22 protein-coding genes are annotated in these 24,763 nt (G+C 50.2%); 16 read left to right on the top strand and 6 right to left on the bottom strand.

What is annotated here, in order from left to right:
* The first annotated feature begins 63 nt into the window (after positions 1-63).
* From GCU44_RS06075 to GCU44_RS06010, 14 genes are all read left to right on the top strand, one after another.
* Complete coding sequence (locus GCU44_RS06075) at positions 64-2,703, top strand: c-type cytochrome (RefSeq protein ID WP_241684856.1); 2,640 nt, start codon at positions 64-66, stop codon at positions 2,701-2,703.
* A 77-nt stretch (positions 2,704-2,780) separates the two neighbouring features.
* On the top strand, positions 2,781-3,578 hold the full coding sequence (locus GCU44_RS06070; protein ID WP_154855107.1) for a 3-keto-disaccharide hydrolase: 798 nt from the start codon (positions 2,781-2,783) through the stop codon (positions 3,576-3,578).
* A 105-nt stretch (positions 3,579-3,683) separates the two neighbouring features.
* Positions 3,684-4,751 carry an aldose 1-epimerase family protein gene (locus tag GCU44_RS06065; protein ID WP_154855325.1) on the top strand — a complete coding sequence of 356 codons (1,068 nt, stop codon included), beginning with the start codon at positions 3,684-3,686 and terminating at the stop codon, positions 4,749-4,751.
* 34 nt (positions 4,752-4,785) lie between these two features.
* On the top strand, positions 4,786-5,991 hold the full coding sequence (locus tag GCU44_RS06060; protein WP_154855105.1) for a cupin domain-containing protein: 1,206 nt from the start codon (positions 4,786-4,788) through the stop codon (positions 5,989-5,991).
* A gap of 169 nt (positions 5,992-6,160) precedes the next feature.
* On the top strand, positions 6,161-7,192 hold the full coding sequence (locus tag GCU44_RS06055; protein ID WP_092171476.1) for a sugar phosphate isomerase/epimerase family protein: 1,032 nt from the start codon (positions 6,161-6,163) through the stop codon (positions 7,190-7,192).
* 51 nt (positions 7,193-7,243) lie between these two features.
* Positions 7,244-8,398 carry a Gfo/Idh/MocA family protein gene (locus GCU44_RS06050; protein WP_154855103.1) on the top strand — a complete coding sequence of 385 codons (1,155 nt, stop codon included), beginning with the start codon at positions 7,244-7,246 and terminating at the stop codon, positions 8,396-8,398.
* A gap of 308 nt (positions 8,399-8,706) precedes the next feature.
* Positions 8,707-9,594, top strand: coding sequence for an EboA domain-containing protein (locus tag GCU44_RS06045; RefSeq protein ID WP_154855101.1), 888 nt, complete (start codon positions 8,707-8,709; stop codon positions 9,592-9,594).
* A 106-nt stretch (positions 9,595-9,700) separates the two neighbouring features.
* Positions 9,701-10,612 (top strand): TatD family hydrolase, encoded by a 912-nt coding sequence (locus GCU44_RS06040; RefSeq protein WP_154855099.1) that lies wholly within the window; start codon positions 9,701-9,703, stop codon positions 10,610-10,612.
* Positions 10,613-10,620: 8 nt separating this feature from the next.
* A complete protein-coding gene (eboC, locus tag GCU44_RS06035; RefSeq protein ID WP_154855097.1) occupies positions 10,621-11,520 on the top strand; it encodes a UbiA-like protein EboC in 900 nt (299 codons plus the stop codon).
* Positions 11,521-11,590: 70 nt separating this feature from the next.
* Positions 11,591-12,751, top strand: coding sequence for a 3-dehydroquinate synthase (locus GCU44_RS06030; protein ID WP_092171488.1), 1,161 nt, complete (start codon positions 11,591-11,593; stop codon positions 12,749-12,751).
* A gap of 37 nt (positions 12,752-12,788) precedes the next feature.
* The gene (gene eboE, locus GCU44_RS06025; RefSeq protein ID WP_154855095.1) at positions 12,789-13,997 is read left to right on the top strand and encodes a metabolite traffic protein EboE; all 1,209 of its coding nucleotides are present in this window, start codon (positions 12,789-12,791) and stop codon (positions 13,995-13,997) included.
* Positions 13,994-15,370, top strand: coding sequence for an alkaline phosphatase family protein (locus tag GCU44_RS06020; protein ID WP_154855093.1), 1,377 nt, complete (start codon positions 13,994-13,996; stop codon positions 15,368-15,370). Before eboE ends, GCU44_RS06020 begins: the two co-directional genes overlap by 4 nt.
* A 48-nt stretch (positions 15,371-15,418) precedes the next feature.
* Positions 15,419-15,817, top strand: coding sequence for a transmembrane 220 family protein (locus tag GCU44_RS06015; RefSeq protein ID WP_092171496.1), 399 nt, complete (start codon positions 15,419-15,421; stop codon positions 15,815-15,817).
* Between the two features lie 62 nt (positions 15,818-15,879).
* A complete protein-coding gene (locus GCU44_RS06010; protein WP_154855091.1) occupies positions 15,880-16,887 on the top strand; it encodes an adenosine kinase in 1,008 nt (335 codons plus the stop codon).
* 126 nt (positions 16,888-17,013) lie between these two features.
* Here GCU44_RS06010 and GCU44_RS06005 read toward each other — a convergent pair whose 3' ends face one another.
* The 6 genes from GCU44_RS06005 to GCU44_RS05980 are packed head-to-tail and all read right to left on the bottom strand — an operon-like array spanning position 17,014 to position 22,459.
* Positions 17,014-17,550, bottom strand: coding sequence for a hypothetical protein (locus tag GCU44_RS06005; protein WP_154855089.1), 537 nt, complete (start codon positions 17,548-17,550; stop codon positions 17,014-17,016).
* A complete protein-coding gene (gene mnmD / locus GCU44_RS06000; RefSeq protein ID WP_154855087.1) occupies positions 17,535-18,224 on the bottom strand; it encodes a tRNA (5-methylaminomethyl-2-thiouridine)(34)-methyltransferase MnmD in 690 nt (229 codons plus the stop codon). Before mnmD ends, GCU44_RS06005 begins: the two co-directional genes overlap by 16 nt.
* Entirely contained in the window at positions 18,221-18,718 is a 498-nt protein-coding gene (ispF, locus tag GCU44_RS05995; protein ID WP_092171504.1) for a 2-C-methyl-D-erythritol 2,4-cyclodiphosphate synthase, read from the bottom strand. The genes mnmD and ispF overlap by 4 nt, the downstream gene beginning before the upstream one ends.
* A 26-nt stretch (positions 18,719-18,744) precedes the next feature.
* Positions 18,745-19,983: a M16 family metallopeptidase gene (locus GCU44_RS05990; protein ID WP_154855085.1), complete on the bottom strand. Its 1,239-nt coding sequence runs from the start codon at positions 19,981-19,983 to the stop codon at positions 18,745-18,747.
* Positions 19,984-20,033: 50 nt separating this feature from the next.
* Entirely contained in the window at positions 20,034-20,246 is a 213-nt protein-coding gene (locus GCU44_RS05985) for a heavy-metal-associated domain-containing protein (protein ID WP_174238235.1), read from the bottom strand.
* A gap of 2 nt (positions 20,247-20,248) precedes the next feature.
* Complete coding sequence (locus GCU44_RS05980) at positions 20,249-22,459, bottom strand: heavy metal translocating P-type ATPase (RefSeq protein WP_154855083.1); 2,211 nt, start codon at positions 22,457-22,459, stop codon at positions 20,249-20,251.
* Positions 22,460-22,631: 172 nt separating this feature from the next.
* Between GCU44_RS05980 and bshC the strand changes: the two genes are divergently transcribed.
* Complete coding sequence (gene bshC / locus GCU44_RS05975; protein WP_154855081.1) at positions 22,632-24,230, top strand: bacillithiol biosynthesis cysteine-adding enzyme BshC; 1,599 nt, start codon at positions 22,632-22,634, stop codon at positions 24,228-24,230.
* Entirely contained in the window at positions 24,187-24,762 is a 576-nt protein-coding gene (locus GCU44_RS05970; RefSeq protein ID WP_154855079.1) for a 5-formyltetrahydrofolate cyclo-ligase, read from the top strand. The genes bshC and GCU44_RS05970 overlap by 44 nt, the downstream gene beginning before the upstream one ends.
* Position 24,763 lies beyond the last annotated feature (1 nt).

Below are 24,763 nucleotides of genomic sequence, written 5' to 3'. Positions count from 1 at the left end.
GGCGATGCGTTTGCTTAGGACAGATTGCCAATTAATGATAACGATATGTATACCAACAACTCAATGAAAAACTGGCTGATGGCTGTATTGATGCTCCTGATTGTGGGCGCATGCGGCGAAGGCGGTGGAGAACAAAAAGAGGTGGACCCGAAGGTTGCCAAGTTGAAATTACCTTCTGGCTTCGAAGCGGAACACCTGTATAGCCCCGGTGAAAACGAGCAGGGCTCCTGGGTAGGCATGACCTTTGACGACAAGGGCAGGCTATTGACGGTGGATCAGTACGGTGCGATTTACCGGCTGGAGGTTCCAGCCATTGGTGCCGATTCGTTGACACCCAAGGTGGAGAAACTGATTGTAGGAGAAAACGGAGACGATAAGATTGGAATGGGCTATGCCCAGGCGCTCTTATATGCCTTTAATAGCTTGTACGTCATGGTCAATCACCGCGCAAACGATGATTTTGACAAGAGCACAGGGATTTACCGGCTACAGGATACCGATGGAGACGATCAATTTGAAACCATTAATACGCTCCGTGAATTTACCGGTAGTCCGGGAGAGCACGGTCCGCATAGCATGGTGGTGTCTCCCGATGGAACGTCCATTTATATCGTGGTTGGAAACCACATCGATGTACCGGAGATGGACCACTACCGGATTCCCAGAGTTTGGGAGGACGATAATCTGATCCCTGAAATCAAAGATCCCAGAGGGCACGCCAACAGCAGAGGCGCGCCAGGAGGATGGGTAGCCAAAATTGATCCCGAGGGAAAGCGATGGGAATTGATCAGTGTGGGGTACCGAAATCCCTTTGACATCGCATTCAACGAAGTGGGGGATTTGTTTACCTACGATTCCGATATGGAATGGGATTTTGGCATGCCCTGGTACCGACCTACCCGAATCAACCATGTTACCAGCGGTAGCGAGTACGGCTGGAGAACGGGAAATAAAAAATGGTCGCCGGACTACACCGATAATTTGCCTGCCGTGCTGAACATTGGTCAGGGGTCACCAACCAACGTATTCTACGGAACCAATGCGAAATTTCCCTCCGAGTACCGGCATGCCTTGTATGCCTTTGACTGGAGTTTTGGCATCATGTATAAAATCAACCTCAGGCCCGAAGGCGGATCCTATACTGCCATCGGTGAGGAATTTATTTCAGGATCGCCGCTACCACTTACGGATGGGGTGATCGGTCCGGATGGTGCGTTGTATTTCATGACCGGCGGAAGGAGGTTGCAATCAGATCTGTACCGGGTGCATTATACCGGAGATTTGAGTGACGACGTCGATGGTGGATTGACCGAAGCAGATTTGCCGGAGGCGCACAGAATCCGAAGAAGCCTGGAAGCCTATCATTCCGGTCCGCAGGCAGGGGCCGTTGACTTTGCCTGGCCGTATTTGAAGCACGAAGATCGCTTCGTTCAATACGCCGCACGCATCGCGGTGGAACAGCAGCCGCTGGCCGAATGGCAAAGCAAAGCACTAAGCGAGACCGATCCAAGGACCTTGACTCAGGCCATGATTGCGCTGGCAAGGCACGGCAGTGCTACGCAACGAAACGCCATGTTGCAAGCCTTGATGGGAATCGACTACGGAAGTTTGAATGAAGAAGACCGAATGAACCTTTCCCGGGCGATCGAAGTAGTGATTGCCCGTCATGGAAACCCGTCTGGTGCAGTAAGGAGCCAGTTGATCAGTTACCTGGACACCCACTTCCCTGCAGAAAGCAATCGCTTAAACCGCGTGCTTGCCAAGGTACTGGTGGCCCTGGAGGCACCTTCTGCGGTACCTGAGCTCCTTGGCTTACTTGAAACTGCCGAAGACGATCCAAATTTTCAGAAGACCTTAACTGCCTCGTCTGATCTGATCATGCGAAATCCCCAATACGGATTGGACATCGCCAACATGCTGGCGAACGTACCACCGGCACAGCAAACGTACTATGCGACGGTGCTTGGCGGCGCGAAGGCCGGATGGGATGAGGAATCCTACGAAAAGTATTTCAACTGGACGCACAATGCCTTTCAATACAAGGGAGGAAGAAGTTATGTTGGCTTTATCGATCGGGCTAGAAAAATGGCGTTGAGCACCGTCCCTGAATCCAAATTTGCGTATTACGACGAGCTTTCGGGAGGCAAAATGCTGACCGGCTCCGGGAACGACATCGTTGTGTCGGAGGTTCAGCCCGAGGGTCCTGGAAGACGATGGACGGTTGCCGAAGCAGCTCCTTTAGTGGAAAATCTTGAAAACCGGGATTTGGAGAAGGGAAAAGCGATGTACGGGGCTGCGCTCTGTAGCTCTTGCCATGCCATCGGAGGTGAAGGTGGAGCGGTAGGACCGGATTTGACCCAATTGGGTACTCGCTTTGCGCCGAAAGACATTCTCGAAGCCACGCTTGATCCCAGCGCTGTGATTTCTGATCAATATGCGGCTACCGTATTTGTGATGGGTGATAAATCCTCGGTCGTGGGGAGGCTGATTCGGGAAGATGACGAAAACTACTACGTTTCCCAAAACCCCTTTGCTCCGGATGTGATCAAAGAGGTGCCCAAGGAGCAGGTGACGAGTATCAAGGAATCCGAGGTATCGGTAATGATGCCAGGCTTGGTCAATCGCCTGAACGAAGAGGAATTAAAGGATCTGATGGCCTACCTGGTATCGGGAGGGAATCCAAACCATGAGGTTTATCAATAATTAGCACGATTAACATTTGTTTTCGGGCCGGGCAGCATTTGTCTGGCCTGAAAATTTTCACCCTAAATCAGCATGTTATGAAGCAACTTACTCAACTAACCTATCTGGCCGTATGTTCAGCCCTTGCCTTTGCTTGTGGATCCGGCCAGCAAAGCGATACCGAAACCGAAAGTGTGGCAGAGGCCATCGAGGTTCAGGATTCCAACGATGGTTTTGTCCAGATTTTTGATGGAACGTCTTTAACTGGTTGGGACGGAGACCCCACGTATTGGCGGGTGGAGAACGGCACAATTGTCGGAGAAATCACCGAAGAGACCAAATTGGACCGAAACCATTTTATCATTTGGCAGGGAGGACAGCCCGCTGATTTCGAATTCAAAGCGGAATTCAAAATCACCGAAGCGGGTAACTCCGGGGTGAATTACCGGAGCGAGCCGGTAGAGGATCTTTCGCATGCCCTAAGAGGCTATCAGGCGGACATTGATGGAAAAAACAACTACACCGGTCAAAACTACGAAGAAAGAAAACGAACGACTCTCGCCTATATCGGCCAGAAAACCAAGATTAATCCGCAAGAAAAGGAAGGAAATCTCCGGGCCAACGTGGAGCGGAATGCCTGGTTGGGATTGGAAGTAGTAGAGGAGCTTGGCGACCGGGAGGAAATGAAAAAAGTGGTTCGGTCCAACGATTGGAACGAGATTCACATCGTCGCCAAAGGAAACCGGCTGCAGCACTACGTAAATGGAACCCTCATGAGTGACGTCACGGACGAAGACCCGGCCAACCGATCGATGAAAGGGCATCTGGGCATGCAGGTCCACGTGGGACCGCCCATGCAAGTGGCCTACCGAAACATCTACTTGAAAGAGCTTTGATGCCTCTTTTAACCACGACGTTTTAAGCCATTTTGAAAGGTACCTGAAAGAACAGGATAGTCGAATGGTGCAGGAAATGTATATTGTATCAAAAATAAGCGTATGATGAATTCCGGAAAAAAGCCCTGGACAGGAAAAGTAGGGAATGTGCATCAGGTAGGAGGTATCGAAACGGCCGTTTTGGATAATGGTCCCGGCAGGGGCGTACGGGTGGCCTGGGTGGACACCGGTGCCGGATTACGGTATCAGGTTGTCCTTGACAGGGGAATGGATATTGGAGGTGCATTCTATGGTGCCCATGGACTTGCCTGGCTAAGTCAGGTGGGAATTGCGCCAGCTTCTCCGTTTTCCGACACCGGGATAAATTGGTTGCGCACTTTCGGAGGAGGTCTTTTGACCACCTGTGGGTTGAGTCACGTAGGCGGTCCCGAAGAAGACCAATACGGGCAACGAGGCCTGCATGGAAGGATCTCCAATAGTCCGGCCGAAGTGATTTCGGTAAAGCAGCCCGATATTTTGGGCGGCGATTTAAACATGCACCTGTGCGGCATCATCCGGGAAAGCAGTGTCTTTGGTCCGAATTTGGTATTGAAGCGAACCATTTCAGGGATTTTGGGGCAACCCTACCTGAAGATTGTGGATGAAGTAACCAACGAATCCAATGTGGAAGCGCCGCACATGTTACTGTATCACGTAAATTTCGGCTGGCCCTTGGTAGATGAAGGGAGCCGCATCGTATGGAAGGGAGCCTGGAAGTCCAGGGATGGGGATCCGGATAACCGGATTTTTTCCGGGAAAAATGATTTCAAATCCTGCCCGCCGCCTATGAACGCGCACAATGGTTTTGGGGAAGACGTGGCCTTTATCGAACCGGAGGTGGAAGCAGACAACCGCAGCCGTGCCGGGATTTACAATCCTTCCCTGGATTTTGCCCTGCGGATGACCTTTGACAAACGGCAATTGCCCTGGTTGGTAAATTGGCAGCATTGGGGAGAAAACGAGTACGTGACAGCCCTGGAGCCCGCCACCCATCCGCCGATTGGTCAGGCAAAGGCAAGAGAAGAAGGCTCCCTGATTTTGCTTCAGCCAGGAGAAAAGCGCTCCTATGAACTGATGGTGGATATTCTGACCGGAGGAAGTAAGGGGATTAAATCTTTTGTGACGACGAATTAATTAGCATTACTAACGATAAATCAAATTAGAACCTATGAGTTTGGCAAAAAAAGCATTAGAAGAAGGACAGGGTATTTTGCGCCTGGCACCTACTTGGGTACCCAGATCTTTTTGTGTTCCCGGAAGGAGGATAAAATTACACCCGGATGACTATTACGTGTTGGGCGGGGAAAGAGGAGGTATCGACGAACGTTGGCTTTCCTCTACCACAGCCGCCGAAAACGGACCGCTGACGGGCGAACACGAAGGCTTGAGTAAGGTAGTGGTTGGGGCCCCTGGTAAAGAAGAGTTGCTATTGCTAAAGGACCTGATCGACGAACTACAGGGAGAAATCATCGGAAGCAGAATATGGGACGAGCACAAAAGCTGGCCCATGTATTCCAAATTTTTCGACAACATGGGGCCTCTCCCGCACCACATCCACCACAACGACGAGCATGCCGCCAAGATTGGGATGAAAGGAAAGCCCGAAGCCTACTATTTTCCGCCACAATTGAACAACCACGGTGGCGATTTTCCCTATACGTTTTTTGGCATCGCACCTGGAACCACCCGGGAACAAATCAAAGAATGCCTGATGAACTTCACGAAGGGCGACAACAAAATTACCAGTTTTTCGCAGGCCTTTAAGTTGGATCCCGGTACCGGATGGGATGTTCCTCCGGGAATGCTTCACGCGCCAGGCAGTATGTGTACGTACGAGCCGCAGAAAGCTTCCGATGTATTTGCCATGTACCAGTCCCTGGTAAACGAAGCCATCATTCCCGAGGAGCTGCTTTGGAAGGGAACACCCAAAGACCGGATCGGCGATTACGATCAGCTGATGGAGGTGATCGATTGGGAACTTAACGTGGATCCCAATATTCTGGAAACACGGTTTATGGCGCCGGTTCCGGTGTCGGATATTGGCGAAATGGAGGCAGCAGGGTACGTTGAAAACTGGATTTGTTACCGTTCGGAAGCATTCAGTGCCAAAGAATTGACCGTAATGCCCGGGCAGACCGTGGTCATCAAGGATCAGGCGGCGTACGGAATGATCATGATGCAGGGACACGGCACCATGGGTGTTTGGGATGTGGAAACCCCTGCGCTGATTCGCTACGGGCAGTTGACCCATGACGAATACTTCGTCACGGAGAAGGCAGCCAGCGAAGGCGTGAAAATAACCAACCATTCCAAAACCGATCCTATCGTAATGCTGAAGCATTTTGGACCCGGCAATCCGGATCTCAACCTGTAATCAGCAGGGTAAAAAGGGGTAGTATCCCCTTTTTTATGGGATTCTTTCCAATATTGTGTAAATTGAAAAGGCGTTCCGGTCGGATGGGTTTCCATTCCTCCCGGCGGCAGCTTGTCTCAGTTTTAAATTCTGATTTTAATTTATTATTCATAGCTAACAAAATAATCGTATGTCCCAAAATAATTTTCCAAAGTTACACAATGCGACCTGGCCTGGGATTGTAGGTAAAGGTCCGGATTCGGAACCCATCATTTCTTTTGACGAAATGTTGGAAAACACCGCCAAAGCAGAAGTAGACGGCGTAAAGTTTGACGGGGTGGATATCGGTTTGTTCGATCCCCACATCGATTTGGAGATGGACGATGACGGTGTAAAAAAGCTGGTTGAGAAGGTATCTTCCTACAACCTGGAAATTGGCTCCGTGGTCGCTCCTATTTGGTCCGGTCCGATTCTGGGTTCCAAGGAAGATCGTGCCACCTACCTGGATTTGCTTGAAAAATCCTGTAAGCTGGCCTCCAAGCTTCGAAGTGCCGGCATTCGTCCCAATGGTATTGTGCGGATTGACACCGCAAGTAGTCCCGAGCAATGGGCAAAAGACCCGAAAGGAAGTCAGAAAATCATCGTAGAAACCCTAAAGGAAGCCTGCAAAATCGCCGAAAATTACGGCGAGAAGTTGGCCGCCGAAGGCGAGATTTGCTGGGGAGGCATGCACAGCTGGAAGACCATGCTGGAAACGCTGGAGTCTGTGGATAGCCCCTACCTGGGATTTCAGGCAGACATGGCGCATACCTTGCTTTATACCATGGGTTACAACTATCCCGAACACCGAATTCTTCCCGAAGGATACGATTGGAAAGACAAGTCTGTATGGAAAGCCGCCCTTAAGGAAATGACCGATGCCTTGCGGCCCTGGACCATTGATTTTCACGTTGCCCAAAACGACGCCACCGTATTTGGATCCGGGTCCCACGACAAAACGGGCCGGCATTGCCTGGCCAATGACCCCAACGGGAAACTGGACATTGCCGAGGATGCGGGCTACTGGTTACGGGATGAAAAAGGAGAACTTACCAAAGCATTCAAGCATATCTGCTGGGATGGGTGTATGTTTCCTAATGCCGTGATGAGCAAGGAGGATACCTGGAATAATATCCTGGCCGCCTTGATTCAGGTTAGAGAGGCACATGGCTGGAAAGCTTAAGTCAGGTTCTTGTTTTGAATAGTTTTCATTTTCCAAACAAAAAATTTAACCATGTCAGAAAAAAAGCAAATACGAATTGGATTAATAGGTACCGGATTAATGGGCAGAATCCATACCAACGGATACAAACGGTTGGGTGATTTCTTTCCAGAGTATGCCTACCGACCGGTACTGCAAGTTGCCTGTTCACGTAGGGAAGAAAAGAGCAGGGCATTTGCCGAACAATGGGGCTACGCCTCCTACGAGACGGATTGGAAAAAAGTGATTGAGCGGGACGATGTGGATGCGGTGGACATTTGTACTCCCAACGATACCCATGCCGAGATCGCGATTGCTGCGGCCAAAGCAGGAAAAATGATTTTGTGCGAAAAGCCATTGGCCCGAACCCTGGAGGAGGCCGAAGAAATGGTGAAGGTAATCGAAGGCGCGGGTGTACGAAACACCGTTTGGTACAACTACCGCAGAGTACCTGCCGTGACCTTGGCCAAGCAACTGGTAGACTCCGGTAAATTGGGTAAGATCTTTCACTACCGGGCAAATTTTCTTCAGGACTGGACCATTAGTCCGGACTTGCCACAGGGGGGAGATGCCCTATGGAGGTTGGATGCGGATGCTGCTGGTTCCGGGGTAACCGGGGACCTGCTGGCGCACTGCATCGATACCGCCATGTGGCTGAATGGAGGCATCAAAGATGTGTCGGCAATGACCGAAACGTTCATCAAAGAGCGCGTCCACCAAAGCAGCGGCGAAAAGAAAAAGGTAGGAATTGACGATGCCTGTACGTTCCACTGTCATTTTGACAACGGGTCGCTCGGCTTGTTTGAAGCCACCAGATACGCCCGTGGGCACAAGGCATTGTATACCTTTGAGATAAATGGGGAACATGCGTCGATCCGCTGGGATTTGCATGACCTGAACCGATTGGAGTACTTCGATCATCGGGACGAGTCCATCGTCCGGGGCTGGCGTTCCATTCACGTGACGGATGGCGATCAGCCTTACATGGACCGCTGGTGGATTCCGGGTACCAGCATCGGCTACGAGCATTCCTTCATCCACCAGGTGGCGGATTTCTTCAAGAGCCTGGAAGGAGACGACCCCTGTGCGCCCACGTTCAAGGACGCCTACGAAACCCAAAAGGTTTGCCAGGCAGTGTTGGATTCAGCGGCTTCCCGAAGCTGGAAAGATACCGGTGTGGATTGGTAATCCCGCTTCCATTCATTCACACGTAACCATTTGGATAAATCCAGGCCAGCAATCCCACAACTGGCCTGGATTTTTTTTTGGACAGTAATCCAGTTTTACTATCCCCTCCGCGGCACAACCATGATTCTTCTCAGTTTCAAAAAATGAAAATGGAATAAGTGTTATATTTACGATGAAATCGAGCATGACGCAAGCGACCCACGGAGGGATGATTATAAAGCATGCGAGATTCTCTGTCTGCCGACAGGCAGGCATGTGGCAACGTAGGGACAATTATAAACACATGAAATAAAAGGAACAAAAACGACATGCAGGACCTTTCTATCACCAGGCATTTTCTAAAGGGAGTTTTATCCGAAACGGCCTCCGCTAGCGCATTGGACTGGCTGGAAGTACAGGAAGAAAAAATCAGGACATCTCCCAGCCAAATGAAACTGTTTCTGGCTTTCAGTCAGGCCTCCCGACATTTTCCCAAGGAAGTGGTAAAGCTATCAGAGGAAAAGAATTTGGAAGCACGGAAGATCAGGCACGGATTTCAATTGACTACCTGGACGGCATTGCAAACGGCCAGAACGGTTTTGATCCTTGGCGTGGTATCCGATAAAGACGACGACTGGATTCCGATCCTTGATCGCTTGTTTGAATCAGCGGACATGCACGAGCAAGAGGCGTTGTACTCGGCCCTTCCCCTGCTCCCCTTTCCCGAAAAACTCACCGCGAGGGCAGCAGAAGGAATCCGGACCAATATTACTTCGGTTTTTGATGCCGTCGCCCTGGACAATCCCTATCCTTCCGAGTACCTGGACGAGGCTGCCTGGAATCAGTTGCTGCTCAAAGCCATCTTTATGCAGCGGCCGCTTTACCGGATAGTCGGTGCCGAGGGCAGAGCAAATTTACCCTTGGCCAGGACCCTGGTGGACTACGTGCACGAGCGGTGGTCTGCCGGAAGAAATGTGATACCGGAATTGTGGCGGTTTTTGGTGCCCTTTGTGGACGAGGAAATCCTGGGCTTGCTGGAAAAAGTCCTGGGAGAGGGAACCAACCTGGAAAGAAAGGCAGCCGCACTTGCCTGTTCGGACGCAGATCATCCTGGCTGCCCGATACTGTTGTCAAAATACCCCGATTTGGAAGAGATGATCGCCAGGGGAGCTATTTCCTGGGAAGGTATTGGAAGGGCATTTGACGCGGAAAGGTAGTTTCAGGCCCCATTTTTGCCGTTTCCTTACAAAATGCCCCGTTCACTGGGTATCGCTATGAATTGCATTGAAAAAAGAGTAGGTTAGCAGATAAATTTGTTTAGTTATGATGTACATCGATCCGCATATACACGTGACCTCCCGGACGACAGATGATTACGAAGCCATGCACAAGGCTGGGATAGTTGCGGTCATTGAGCCGGCTTTTTGGTTGGGCCAACCCCGGACCAAAGTGGGTAGTTTTCAGGATTACTTCAGCAGCCTGGTTGGTTGGGAACGGTTCCGCGCCAAGCAGTTTGGTATCGTTCACTACTGTACCATCGGACTAAATAGCAAGGAGGCCAATAACGTACCCCTGGCAGAAGAGGTGATGGAGCTGTTGCCTTTGTATGTGGGAAAGGAAGGCGTAGTGGCCATCGGTGAAATCGGATACGACGATCAGACGGAGGCAGAAGACCGATTTTACCGCCTGCAACTGGAACTGGCCAAGGAGGTGGACTTGCCTGTGATGATCCACACCCCGCATCGGGATAAAAAGAAGGGGACCCTTCGCAGCATGGATGTGAGTGAGGAACACGGGCTCGATCCAGGCATGGTGATCGTGGACCACAATAACGAAGAGACCGTCAAGGAAGTGCTAGACCGTGGGTATTGGGCGGCTTTTACCATCTATCCGCACACCAAGATGGGGAGCGAGCGGATGGTGGAAATCGTTCGCCAATACGGTCCGGAACGGATCATTGTGGATAGTGCGGCAGATTGGGGCATCAGTGATCCCCTGGCGGTACCCAAGACGGCAGCATTGATGCTGGAAAAAGGGATTCCCAAGGAACATGTGGAAATGACTTGCTACAAAAATGCCCTGAAGGCCTACGGGCAGAGCGGACAGATGGAGGAAAAAGACTGGTTGGAGAAAGAGCCCATCGATCAAACCAAAAAACACGGGGGCAGCACGGTCTTACGTGGTGGACAAACGCCCAGGGTGGACAACGATTCTTCCAATATCATTGAGAATTAATTCGGTTAATGGCAAACCTCCTTGCGCACATCCGGCTTACACGTCCGGCTAATATCATCACAGCCATAGCGGATATTTTGGCAGGTGCCGCTATTTCAGGTGCCGCCTTTATACTGCTGGAAGAGTCCCCTCTACAGCTTTGGCTGGATCTTGGCTGGCTGGTGCTAGCAACCATTGGCCTGTACGGGGGAGGAGTCGCATTCAACGACGTTTTTGACGCAAAGCTGGATAAGATTGAGCGTCCCGAGCGGCCCATTCCAAGCGGTCAGGCCTCGGTCAGGAGTGCGGCCTGGATGGCCTCTTTATTACTGCTAGGCGGGATTTTGGCCGCGTTTCAAGTTGATTTTACGGCAGGTTTGCTGGCGATTTTGGTAGGCCTGTTTGCCGTTTTGTACGATGCCTGGGGCAAACATAAACGGCTATTTGGCCCCATTAATATGGGCTTGTGCCGGGCGGGAAACCTATTTCTCGGAATGACCCTGATGTCGCAGACCATCCGCGAGTTCTGGTACATCGGCTTTGTACCCCTCGTGTACGTGGCGGCCATTACCATGGTCAGTCGTGGTGAGGTGCATGGCAAGAATAAAAGTGCCCTGTATGGGGGGCTTTTTTTGTATGCCGGTATCGTGGTATTTATCGGAACGCTGGCCTATTTCCGGGCCAGTTACTGGTTGGAAACGGTGCCTTTTCTGGTTTTATTGACGTATTTTATTTTTCCCCCATTGATAAAAGCGCTGAAAACCCAGGAGCCTGCGCTGATAGGGAAATCGGTAAAAGCAGCGGTACTCGCCTTGATCATTGTCAACGCATCCCTGGCAGCAGCTTTTGCCGGCTGGATGGTGGCGGTAGCAATCCTTTTGCTGTTGCCGGTATCCTTGCTTCTGGCCAGGGTATTTGCTGTAACCTGATGAACCAAACAGGGGATAAATTACTTATTTATAATGAAATGAAAAGTTCGGTGAATCCGGCTTATTAAAAATGAAAAAAATAGCACATCAATCAATTGAGCAGGTTTTCAGTGTGCCCTTTAGCTATCGGGTTTATTTTACCGAAGATTTGTTCGCCGTCAGTAACCGGCTTTTTGCGGACCTGATCCAGGGGGATAAGGTACCCAAAGTATACCTGGTAGTGGATGAAGGTGTCGTCCGGCATCATCCTTCCCTGATCGCGGCCATTCAAACTTACGCGGCGGCCTACCGGGAGGTGTTTACCCTATGTGCTGTGCCCTTGGTGGTGCCGGGGGGGGAACAGGTGAAAAACGAACAAGAATACCTTCAGCAAGTTCTGAAAGCTACCCATGAGTACGGGATAGACCGGCATTCCTATATCGTAGGCCTGGGTGGAGGCGCTCTGCTGGACATGGTGGGTTTTGCGGCCACCATCGCCCATCGGGGTATTCGGCACATCCGCATTCCGACGACGGTGCTCTCGCAAAATGACTCTGGGGTAGGGGTCAAAAATGGCATCAATGCCTACGGCAAGAAAAATTACCTGGGAGCCTTTGCCCCGCCTTATGCGGTGATCAACGATGCGCACTTTCTTCAAACCCTCGAAGAACGGGATTGGCGTTCTGGAATTTCGGAAGCACTTAAAGTGGCATTGATCAAAGACGCCTCCTTTTTTGTTTGGATCGAGCAGCAGGCCCTGGAGCTGATGGATAAAAGCGATCCTTCCATGCAGGAGCTGATTTACCGCTGTGCGCAGATGCACATGGATCACATTGCATCCGGAGACCCCTTTGAATCGGGATCCTCCCGGCCACTGGATTTTGGCCACTGGGCAGCGCATAAGCTGGAACACCTGAGTGGATACAGGATTCGGCACGGGGAAGCGGTCGCTATCGGGATCGCATTGGATACGACCTATTCCTTCCTGGCCGGCATGATTTCCGAAAACGAGCTAAAGCGGGTGATTGACGTGATTGTAAAGTTGGGCTTCGAGTTGTACGTTCCGGAATTGTCCGGAGATTCCCTGATCAAAGGGCTCGAAGAATTCCGAGAACATTTGGGAGGAGAATTGACCATTATGCTTTTGGACAAAATAGGGCATGGAGTAGAAGTTCACCACATGGATCCGGGACTTATCCGAAAAGCCATCGAAAAATTAAATCAGTTCCAACTGGCTAATTCGAAGGCCTGAACTGCGCCTTAGCAACAAATCAAGAACGACTCGTACCATGCGTATTGCCGATTATCACCTAACTTATTGTACCAATATTCACCCGGGGGAAAGCTGGGAAGCCACTTTCACCAATCTAAAGGAACATCTCCCTCTGATCAAGCAGCAGGTATCCGGGAAGGGTTCCTTCGGTATTGGCTTACGGATTTCGGATGAAGCCAGCCGTGAACTGATGGAACCCGGCAAGTTGGACGAGTTAAAAAGTTGGCTGAAAACCAACGATTGTTATGTATTTACATTGAATGGGTTTCCCTTTGGCGGATTTCATCGGCAGGTCGTTAAAGACGAAGTTCACCATCCCGATTGGACCACCGAAGCAAGGCTGGCCTATACGATTCGCCTTGCCGATATTTTGTCAGCAATCATGCCGGAGCGGCTGGATGCAGGCATTTCTACCTCTCCCTTGAGCTACAAACACTGGCATAAGGAACCGGAAGCGCTGGACCAGGTAAAGGCGGATTCCTGCAAACACTTACTGCAAGTGGTGGAACACCTGCACTCGATCAAAAAGGAAACCGGACAGGAGTTGCACCTGGATATAGAGCCGGAACCGGACGGGGTGTTGGAGAATGCTGAGGGATTGATCCGTTTTTTTGAGGAATGGTTGCTTCCTCAGGGCATTGACTGGTTTCAATCCAGGCATGGGATGTCCGAGGCAGATGCCCGGGAGCTAGTGTTGAATCACCTGCAGGTATGTTACGACGTTTGCCATTTTGCGGTCGCCTACGAAGACCACGCAGGAGTATTGAACGCTTTTCGGGAAGCTGGAATAAAAATTGGAAAATTCCAGCTAAGCGCGGCGTTAAAAATACCCATTCCGGAAAAAATGGCGGAGAGAAAAACCGTAGAACGGGCCCTGCTGCCATTTGTAGAGTCTACCTACCTGCATCAGGTGATCGGTGTGGCCAGGGATGGATCTCAAAAGGCCTATCCGGATCTCCCAGACGCCTTGCTGAATTTGGTAGAAACAAAAGAAATCGAATGGAGGATTCATTTTCACGTGCCGGTTTTTTTATCCGGGTACGGCACCCTGCAGTCCACGCAGGAAGACATACTCACCGTACTGAAATTAAATAAGGAAGGGAGGTATTCCAGCCAACTGGAGGTAGAGACCTATACTTGGGAAGTGCTACCCGAAGACATTCACCTTTCCCTGGACCAATCCATTATCCGGGAGTTGGATTGGGTAAAAAAGCAAATCAAATGAAAAAAACGGTTGTCCTAAATGTGGTAGCGCTCTCGGGCAGATTGCTGGGAAAGCATACCCCTTTTCTAAGTAAATGGATCAGCAAGCGCCGGCAAGCGGCCATCAAACCGGTATTGCCTGCGGTGACCTGCTCGGCGCAGTCCGTGTACCTGACCGGCAAATGGCCGGAGGAAAATGGTATCGTTGGCAACGGCTGGTATTTTAAAGACGAATGCGAGATCAAGTTTTGGAGGCAATCCAACCGGCTCGTTCAATCGCCCAAGGTATGGGATGCACTCAAAGCGCAAAATCCCGATTTTACCTGTGCCAATATGTTTTGGTGGTACAACATGTACTCCTCGGTAGACTATGCCGTCACTCCAAGACCCCTGTATCCGTCAGATGGCAGAAAGCTTCCGGACGTTCACAGCCAGCCCATGGACCTGCGCGATCGCCTTCAGAAGGAACTGGGCCAGTTTCCTTTGTTCTCCTTTTGGGGTCCAAATGCCAATATCTCTTCATCCAAATGGATCGCTGAGGCATCCATGAAAGTAGACGAATGGTACGACCCGACGCTAACGTTCGTATACCTTCCTCACCTGGATTACGGCCTCCAAAAATTCGGGATCGATTTTACACACATTGGAAAGGACCTGGAAGAGATCGATGCATTATGTGAGCGATTGATCGGCTACTACGAAGGCAAGGGTGCGGAAATTATCTTACTTTCTGAGTACGGCATCACCTCCGTGAATCAGCCCATCCCTATCAATCAGGCGCTAAGAAAAGCGGGCTATATACAGGTCAAGGACGAATTGGGATTGGAGACATTGGATGCGGGTACCAGCAAGGCTTTTGCGGTCGCCGATCATCAAGTGGCGCACCTATATGTGAACGACCCTTCCGATAAAGAAGCAGTGAGCCAATTAGTGGCTGCCCTGCCAGGTGTAGAAAAAGTCCTCGACGAGAAAGGGAAGTCTGAATTTCACCTGAATCACGAACGCGCAGGAGACCTGGTAGCCGTGGCGGATCCAAACTCCTGGTTTACCTACTACTATTGGTTGGATGAAAACAAGGCACCCGATTACGCCCGTACGGTAGATATCCACCGAAAACCGGGGTACGATCCGGTAGAAATGTTTGCCAATCCCGACATCCCGTTTTTAAAAGCCCGTCTGGGCTGGATTTTGCTAAAAAAGAAACTGGGTTTTCGCTACCTGATGGACGTCATACCCTTGCGACCGGATCTGGTGAAAGGTTCCCACGGACGCATCAGCGAAAGCGAGACGGACTGGCCTGTTTTGATCACTGCGGACAATTCCGGAGATCTGCCCCCGGAGGTACGTCCTACGGACATTTACCAATTGATTTACGACCGGGTTTTGAGAAAATAAGCCGGAAGAAATGCTTTTTATCATGAAATTACGTAACTTATCGTTCCTATGAGCAAAGGTTGGAAATGGTTTTTTGGTAGCTGGTCGGTGCTATTTTTATTGTTTGCCTATTGGCAAATTAATGATCCCGACCCCCAGTGGTGGGTTCCCTTGTATCTGGTCGCCTCCCTAACTGCGGGATTTGCGTCTTTCGGAAAGTTTAATGTCAATATACTGGTGTTTTTGACCTTTAGCTACCTGATTGCCGCGGTATTCTTTTGGCCGGAAAATATTTCAGGCTGGATCGGTGACGAATGGAAGCAAAAAGATCTTTCCATGAAAACCACCGCCATGGAGATAAATCGTGAATTTTTTGGATTAACGACAGCAGCCCTCATTTTTGCCTTGGAAGCTATTGTGGGGCGCCGCATTCGGCTTCTTCAAAGCCAGGATACGAACGAATCGTAGCCCTAAAATCCCCGAAAGCAGTAAGAACATGCTCGCGGTCGGAGAAACTAAAAAAACAAAAAATGACAAAAAAGTACGACGTAACAGGCATGGGAAATGCCCTGGTGGATATTGAGTTTGAAGTGACCGAGTCCTTCCTGGAGACAAACGGCATAGAAAAAGGTCTTATGACCCTGGTGGACGAAGAACGGCAGGCTACCCTGATGGCTGCTATCCATACCAAAACTTCCAAATTGCAATGCGGTGGGTCTGCCGCCAATACGGTGATTGCCTTGAGCCAGTTTGGTGGAAAGGCCTTTTATTGCTGCAAGGTGGGCGACGATGAGCTCGGCCGGTTTTTTATGGAAGACTTGCGCGAATCCGGTGTCAACCACAACCTGGACCCCTATCAATTGGAAAAAGGAATCACCGGTAAATGCCTGGTGATGGTCACCTCCGATGCGGAACGGACCATGAATACCTTCCTTGGTATCACGCAAACCTTTTCCAAGGCTCAGTTGAACGCCGCGGCCATCAAAGATTCGAAATACTTGTACATAGAAGGCTACCTAATCACCTCGCCTAACGCCCGAGAGGCCATGCTTGAGGCACGGAAAATTGCCCGGGAAAACGACGTGAAAGTAGCCCTTACCTTTTCGGACCCGGCCATGGTCAAGTATTTTGGGGAGGGATTTCAAGAGGTAATTGGCCAAGGGGTGGACCTGCTTTTTGCAAACGAAGAAGAAGCCATGCGCTACACCGGTACGGAGACGCTCCTGGAAGCCAGAGAGGCCATGAAAAAACTGGCTCGTCATTTTGTGATTACGCAGGGAAAAAATGGTGCCATCATTTACGACGGAGATACCTTTATTGATATCGAACCTTACCCTACCAAAGCAGTGGATAGCAACGGCGCCGGAGACATGTTTGCGGGAGCCTTTCTTTATGGAATTACCAACGGGCATTCGTATGCCTCTAGTGGAAAGCTGGCCAGTATGGCCGCTTCCAAGATTGTCAGCCAGTTTGGCCCCCGGCTTACCTGGCAAGAAGCTCAGGAAATCCGGAAGCGACTCCAACCGGAAGTAGAGTAAATTTGCTGCCAGGTTCAGGCAGATGGCCGGGTGAGGCCGGTCGGTATTGGGTCTCGAAACGAAAAGCTACTCCAAAAATCCCCCGGTAATGCGGGAGGAGATGAATGGATTTTTTTGGTCCCTTTTTTATTCTTGAAAAACCACGTGCGTGAACGAATAGCGGGTGGGCTCCAGGCTGTCGTTTTCCGAAGGAAGGTATTCCAGAGAGAATACAACCCGGTTTAAATCCAAAGCATCGTTAATAACCACCTGAAAGGCCTGTTCACCAATCCGGTTGAGGGTGTAGTCCGGGTATTCCGGAAAGGTGAATTGTATTTCACCGGCATAGGCTACCGGGAACGTTGCTTTTAAGTAGAATTTATCTTCAAATAGAAAGGCATCCTGAATTTTTGGAAAGAATTTATTGCCGACGCGTTTGTCCAAAGCCCATATACTCTCGTAATAGCGTTTTCCATTTTGCCAGTACGTTTGCCAGGTACTGTCTCCTTCGGTCTTGTCAAACCATCCGGATTGTTCGGCAACCTCGGCCGCTTGCCCGGTGACTTCATCTGCTACTTCCTGGTTCCGGTACGAGCGCTCATTTTTTTTGGAGCAAGCAGTATACAGGCCTGTCCCGCATGCCAACGCGATGAAGAGCAACGTCCGCCTCAGCTTTTTTTCCATGCCCGGGTCATTTCTTTTTTTCCCGGGGGGCCGGGAACGTCATCCAGCGTCAGGTCCAGCGACAAGAGGTTTTTCTTGAGGTGGCCTGCGGCGCAGTAGGTGACAAAGTTGGCGCCCGGATTCATGCTGGTTTCAATTTTTTCCAGAAGCGGTTTTTCCCAGAGTTCGGGTTGTTTTTTTGGGGAAAACGCGTCAAAATAAACGATATCGGTGGGATAGAGCTGTACGTCCTGCAGGGTGATTTTTTCTTTCTTGATATTAAAATAGTCCGTCAGAGGTTTCCCAATATCCCAATCCATTTTGTGCAAGCGTTTAAAATAGCCATTGTAATGGGTAAGGGTCTCATCCATCTGCGTAAAATTCAAGGCCTCGTAGATTTTCTCGGAAAGGGGATGCGGCTCGATGGTATGGTACAATACCGGTACTTGATTTTGCTCCGCCCAGATCAGTGTGAGCCAGGCGTTGAGACCTGTTCCAAAACCGACTTCAAATATCCGAATGGGAAATTTTCCCCGATTGCGGGCATACCAGGCCTCCAATCCGTACAGGAGAAATACATGAATGGATTCCCGGTAGGCTCCGTGGGAGGAATGGTAGCTTTCGTTCAGCTCCGGAAGGTATACCGAGTGGGACCCGTCTTCCGTGGTAATGATTCTGGGTTCCTGCTTGTTCATGAGTTGGGAAGGTTTTTTCGTTGGATCAATGCCACGCAGTAGGCCGATACACCCTCTTGCCGGCCGACGAAGCCCAAGGTTTCCGTGGTTGTCGCTTTGATGGAAATCTGGCCTTCTGCTACCTGCATGACTTCCGCAAGGCATGCTTTCATGGCAGGTATATGCGGGTTGATTTTTGGTTGTTGCAGGCAGATAGTGGCATCCAGGTTGCCCAAGACGTAGCCGCTTTTTTCCAACAGCACCAGTACCTCTTTGAGTAGGAGTTTGCTGTCAATCCCTTTGTATTGCGGGTCCTGATCGGAAAAATGGTAGCCGATATCCCGGAGGTTGGCTGCTCCCAATAAGGCATCGCAAATCACGTGGATCAAAACGTCGGCATCCGAATGGCCGACCGCGCCGCTGTGGTGTGGGATTTTAATGCCACCTAGCCAAAAATCAACGTTTTCTTTGAGCTGATGCACATCGTACCCAAACCCTATTCTGAAATCAGTCATAATCAATTTTATTTACTACCTAGCTGTCAGTTTTTCTGCGTGTAATACACTACCGAGGCCGAATCTTCACTCAGGTAGGTGCGGGAAGCATCCATGATTTCTTCTGCAGAAATGGATAATTTCCGATCAAATTCCGCCTGAATCAAGGCAGGGTTCCCCAGGTACGCGTAATAGGCCAGCTTCATGGCCCTACCCAGCAAAGAAACGGATTCAAAGGTTTCCATGGCTTCTGCCTGGTTCTTTATCTTTTGGAGTAGGTTGCGGGGAAAGATATCTTGTTTGAAGCGGTTGATGACTTTGTCCAATTCCTCTTCTGCCTTCTCGGCAGGGATGCCTTTTTCCATCTTCCCGGTAAAAACCAGGAGCCCGGGATCTACATTTCCTAAAACATAGGCCTGGCAACTGGCAAATACAGATCCGTTCTTTATCAGTTTTTGTTCCAACACGGAGGACCTACCCACGCTCAAAATGTCGGTAATGAGATCGCAGGCAAGGTAGGCTTCGTGCAGTCTGCCGGGGATCCGGAACACCTTATACAGCGCGTCCGTGGGGACGTCGGCAGCTACCCGCATGGTCCGTTTTTCCAGTTGGGCGGGTTCGGTCACGGGTCTTGGAATGGGCAGCGGACCCCGAGGTATTTCCCCAAACCAGTGGTTGACTTTGTCTTTGACTTCCTCCGCCCTGACCTTGCCGGCAATGCACAATACGGCATTGTCGGGGGAATAATGTTGCCGGTAGAAGTTAGTCAGGTCTGCTTTCTCGAATCGCTCGATGTCCTCAATATGTTCCCCGATGGTCGGCCAGCGATAGGGATGCTTTTCAAAAGCAAGGCTACGCACATGGTGCATGGCGTCCCCATAGGGTTGGTTGAGGTAGCGCTGCTTGAATTCCTCGATTACCACCTGTTTTTGGGTGTGGATTTGCTGCTCATTTAAACTCAGGTGCAGCATGCGATCCGACTCCAGCCAAAGGGCAGTCTCCAGATTTGCAGCGGGAAGAGAGATGTAGTAATTGGTTATATCGGTGTTCGTAAAGGCATTGCTGGATCCCCCCACCCGCTCCAGGGCACTGTCAAACGCAGGAACATGCCGGGAACCGGAAAACATCAGGTGTTCGAAGTAATGTGCCAAACCGGTTTTTCCGGGGGTTTCGTTTCGGGAGCCTACCTTGTAGAGCACGTTGACAACGGCCATTTCGGAGGTATGATCTTCATGGACCACTACCTGAAGGCCGTTGTCTAAAGTAAATGCAGTATAATTCATCATAGAATAGGACCAAAAGTAAGAAAATTTTGTCCCATCCGTAGCCTGTTCCCTTAAATTGATTCGCCCCTGTATCCGGATTTTTCCAAAGCGGCTTTTACGCTTTCCGGATCTACAGGCTGATGTATGGTCAGGATTCTATCGGGGGAGCTAAGATCTACCTCCCAGGCATTGGGAACCAGTTCGTTTAGTGCCGGAGTTACAGCGGCCACACAGGCGCCACATTTAATGGTGGTCTTGAATTTCATGGAAGTTTCGTTAGACATGACTAATCGTTTGTTTTCGTAAATTTCAGCCGAAGGCTGTTGCTCACCACCGATACCGAACTAAGCGCCATGGCTGCACCGGCGATCATCGGGTTGAGCAAAAAACCCGATACGGGATACAACACGCCCGCGGCGATGGGTATCCCGATGATGTTATAAATAAACGCCCAAAAGAGATTTTGGCGTATCGTGCGTACCGTTTGGGTACTGAGTTTTAGCAACTGGGGAACGGCTTTTAAGGAGGAATGCATTAACGTAACCTTGGCGGTTTCCATCGCAATGTCAGTTCCTGCGCCCATGGCGATGCTAAGGTCTGCCAACACCAGTGCTTCGCTGTCGTTGATTCCGTCGCCCACCATGGCTACCGTATGCCCTTTTTGTTGAAGTTGCTGCAGGTAGGCGCCCTTGTCTTGGGGCAACATGCCGCTTTTTACGTGCTGTATACCTACAGCAGTTGCCACAGCGGTCGCTGTTTTTTCCTGATCTCCGGTAAGCATGTGTACCGCAATGCCCATTTGGCGAAGGGTGGAGATCGCGGCTTTTGAATCTTTCCTGATCTGGTCGGAAATGGCAACCCAGCCGGCCAGGCGGTGATCTACTGCCATGTATACCAGGATATTCCCCTGCTCCAACGCGTTTTCTCCGGACGCTATCAGCTTACCCGCTGTATCCACTCCGCAGGTAGTTAGCCATCGAAGCGTGCCTATCCGGTAGGATTTACCTTCGAAGCGTGCCATGACTCCTTTTCCGGTTTCGGACTGGAAATCGGTCAATGGCAAGGGCTGTTCAGAAGGGCTGAAATGTTGCGCGATGGCCGTGGCGAGGGGGTGTTCACTTTTTGCTTCCAGTGCCTGAAAAATGGGCATCAATGCGCTTGCATCCATCCCGTCTCGCCATTCCACCGCGCTTACTTTCGGCTTGCCCTCCGTGATGGTGCCGGTTTTGTCAAGGATAAGGGTGTCCGTGCGCTTCCCTCTTTCCAGACTTTCTGCATCCTTTATCAAAATACCCAGGGAGGCGGCTTTGCCCATTCCCACCATGATGGCAGTAGGGGTTGCGAGGCCAAGTGCACAGGGGCAGGCAATTACCAAAACGGTTATTGCAGAAAGCATTCCCCGGAGCAGGGCCTCATCGATTCCGCTAAAGGACCAGGCAAGGAAGGTCACAAAAGCCAGACCAAGCACGACGGGAACAAACACAGCCGTTACCCGATCCACGGTTTTCTGTATGGGTGCCTTTGATCCCTGTGCCTGCTTAACCCGGGAGATAATGTTTGCGAGGAGGGTGTCAGCGGCAGCTGCAGTGGCAGTAAACGTAAAACTACCCTTCTGGTTAATGGTACCCGCGTAGACCGTATCACCCGGATTTTTTGCGACCGGTATGGGCTCTCCCGTGAGCGAACTCTCGTCTACGTATGAACTCCCCTGTTCCACGAGTCCATCGAGTGGCAGTCGTTGTCCGGGTTTGATAACGATTCTTTCGCCGGTTACAACCGATCCCACCGGCAGTGTGTATTCTTTTCCATCCCGGATGACAGTCAGACTGTCCGGTTGCAAGCCGATTAATTTACGCAAGGCCTCGGAGGTACCGGCCTTTGCCCCGGATTCCAACATGCGACCCAGTAATATAAAGAAGACGATGACAGCCGCCGTTTCGAAATAAACATGGGCACTGATTCCGCGGGCTTCCAACCATTCGGGGAAAAGGGTGGTAAACATGCTGTACAGGTAGGCAATTCCGGTGCTCAAGGCCACCAGAGTGTCCATGTTGGCTTTTCCGAGTCGGGTCTGCTTCAACGCATTGGTAAAAAACTTTCGGCCAAAGATGAAAAGTATCGGAGTGGTCAGGATCCAGGAAATGTAGTTCCCATAGGGTAAATCCATCCAAAACATGCCGATAAGGAACACAGGCAGCGCAAGTATTCCCGAGGCGATGGTATTCCTTCGTAGTTTTTTATAGGCCGAGTGCTGGATTTCAGCCAGGCTGTCTTTTTCCTGTTGGTCGAGCAGTAGTTCGTATCCAACGGAATGGATTTTTTCCCGGGCTTGATTCAAATCGGTGACCGCTTCATCAAAAACGAGCGTGGCCGCCTGCGTGGCATAGTTTACGCTGGCCGATTGCACGCCCGGTGTTTCTTTCAGCAGGGTCTCCACGCTCACCGCGCAGGCCGCACAACTCATACCCGATACCGGAACTTCAATGGTCTTGCTCATGATTCAATCGTTTCCCAAAGGTACCCGGAATTCCCGGTCTACCTGTTATATAATTTTCGCAAAAATGTATCGCACCATTTCTGATAAATCGATAAAATTGTTGAACTTTAACGTTTATACGCAGGTTTTTAACCACCATTACTGCCGGAAATACGATAAAATTGCACCTTTTATGATAAAATCCACTGTAGACCCTGCCTGTACGGGCTTATTTTCAGCGCTGTTTTTAGACTACATTAAAAAAGAGGAGGCACTCACGCAATTTTATCAGGAATTTCCGGAAATTGGCCGATTTGGCCGGGTTTTGGAAAACAAATCCTTTCCGGAAACCCGTCGGGAGCTATTGGTGGAGGCATTGGAGGAACAGTATGCAGGCTATGAGGATTCTCCGGTGGCCCAGAATATCAAAAGACTGAGGGAGCCTCGGACCTTTACTGTGACAACGGGACACCAGCTTAACTTCATGACCGGGCCGTCCTTTTTTATCTATAAAATTGTTTCTACGGTCCTTTTAGCGGAGAAAATTCAGAAAGCCTACCCGGATTACCAAATTGTTCCCCTGTATTGGATGGCCACGGAAGACCACGATTTTGCCGAGATCAATCATTTTCATTTTGATGGGAAGCGGTATGCCTGGGACAGCGATCAAACCGGTCCGGTGGGGGAATTTTTGCTAGACGATTCCCTGAAGGCATTGGTGAAGGAATGGGACTTCCTGCCCGAATTTTTCAAAGAGGCCTATATTTCCAGCACGCAGCTCAAAGAGGCCGTTAGGAAATACGTGCACCATTTATTCGCAGATAAAGGGTTGGTGATCCTGGATGCGAATCATCCCGGGCTCAAACGTTCGTTTTTGCCCCAAATCAAAACAGATGTTTTTTCCCAGGAAGCCAATGGGTTGGTAAATGAAAGCAACCGAGCCCTGGAGGAAGCCGGGTACAAGACCCAGGTTTTTCCCCGAGAGATCAACTTTTTTTACATGGAGCCCGGGCGCAGGGACCGCCTGGTGCTACAAAACGGCCGGTTTCGGACGCAAGATGGCAAAAACGAATGGAGCTACGCAGAAATGGAGGCCTTGCTGGATACGCATCCGGAGCGATTTAGCCCCAATGTGGTCATGCGGCCCCTGTACCAGGAAGTAATACTTCCCAACCTGGCCTACCTGGGAGGCCCTGCCGAGGTGGCCTATTGGTTTCAATTGAAAAGGGTATTTGATCACTATACGGTGGATTTTCCGTTTCTTCTTCCGCGAAACTTTGCCATGATCGTTCCCAGACAAATTGGGCGCAAAATTGACAAACTGGGACTGAAACCTGAGGAGCTTTTCCAGCATGTAGATCGCTTGAGAATCGACTATACCCTAAAGAACGCATCGGAGGACGTCTCCCTGCAAAGGGAAAGGGAGCAATTGAATCAATTGTTTGGTACCCTCGAAAACAGGGGATTCGGGTTGGACCCTAGCCTGGGGCAGGCGGTAAAAGCGGCCTTTACCCGTAGTGAAAAAATTCTCAACCAGGTAGCCGTGAAATTTAGAAAAGCAGAAGAAAGAAAGCAGGGAGATGCCATCCGTCAGCTGCACGAAGTCAAGGACTTCCTTTTTCCAAACGGAACCTTGCAGGAAAGGCGGGTGAATTTTCTCGAATATTACCTGGCAAATCCGAATTTTATAAACGAGCTATTCGGTCAGTTTGATCCCTTGGATTTTAATTTTGTAATTTTGTGGGAGAATGGAGGCGAAGGAAATACTCAGGAAAAAGTTCAAGGAAGATAGAAAAGCGCTCAGCGAAAAAGAGCGGTCTATTCGCTCGGAAAAAATAGCTTCCGAAAGCATGCGGTTTTTGAATGCATATCGCGCTATTCGACACATTCACCTTTTTTTACCCATCAAAAAGCTTTACGAGATCAATACGGTATTATTATTGCCATCCTTATTTGGTGCGGGATACGAAGTGTATGGTTCCATTACCGACCGGCTTGGGCATAAGCTCCAAACGGTAAAGATTACCAAAGATACCGTCTTTATCGAAGACGGTATGGGTATTCCCATTCCCAAAAAGCCTATCTACGCTTCCAACGAAAGCATTGATTTGGTTTTCGTGCCACTGTTGGGAGTAGATGATGCAGGAAATAGGTTAGGGTATGGCATGGGCTTTTACGACCGTTTCTTTGGGCAATTGCGGCCGAAAGTGCTCAAAGTGGGGCTATCTTATTTCGATACGGTGAAATCGATTCCGGTAGCAGAACACGACGTGGCTTTGGATGCCTGTGTGTTTCCGCACGGAAGTGTTATTTTTAATAAATAGT

This window comes from Cyclobacterium xiamenense (assembly GCF_009467825.1).
Classification (GTDB): domain Bacteria; phylum Bacteroidota; class Bacteroidia; order Cytophagales; family Cyclobacteriaceae; genus Cyclobacterium; species Cyclobacterium xiamenense.
This window is presented reverse-complemented; position numbering and strand designations above follow the sequence as displayed.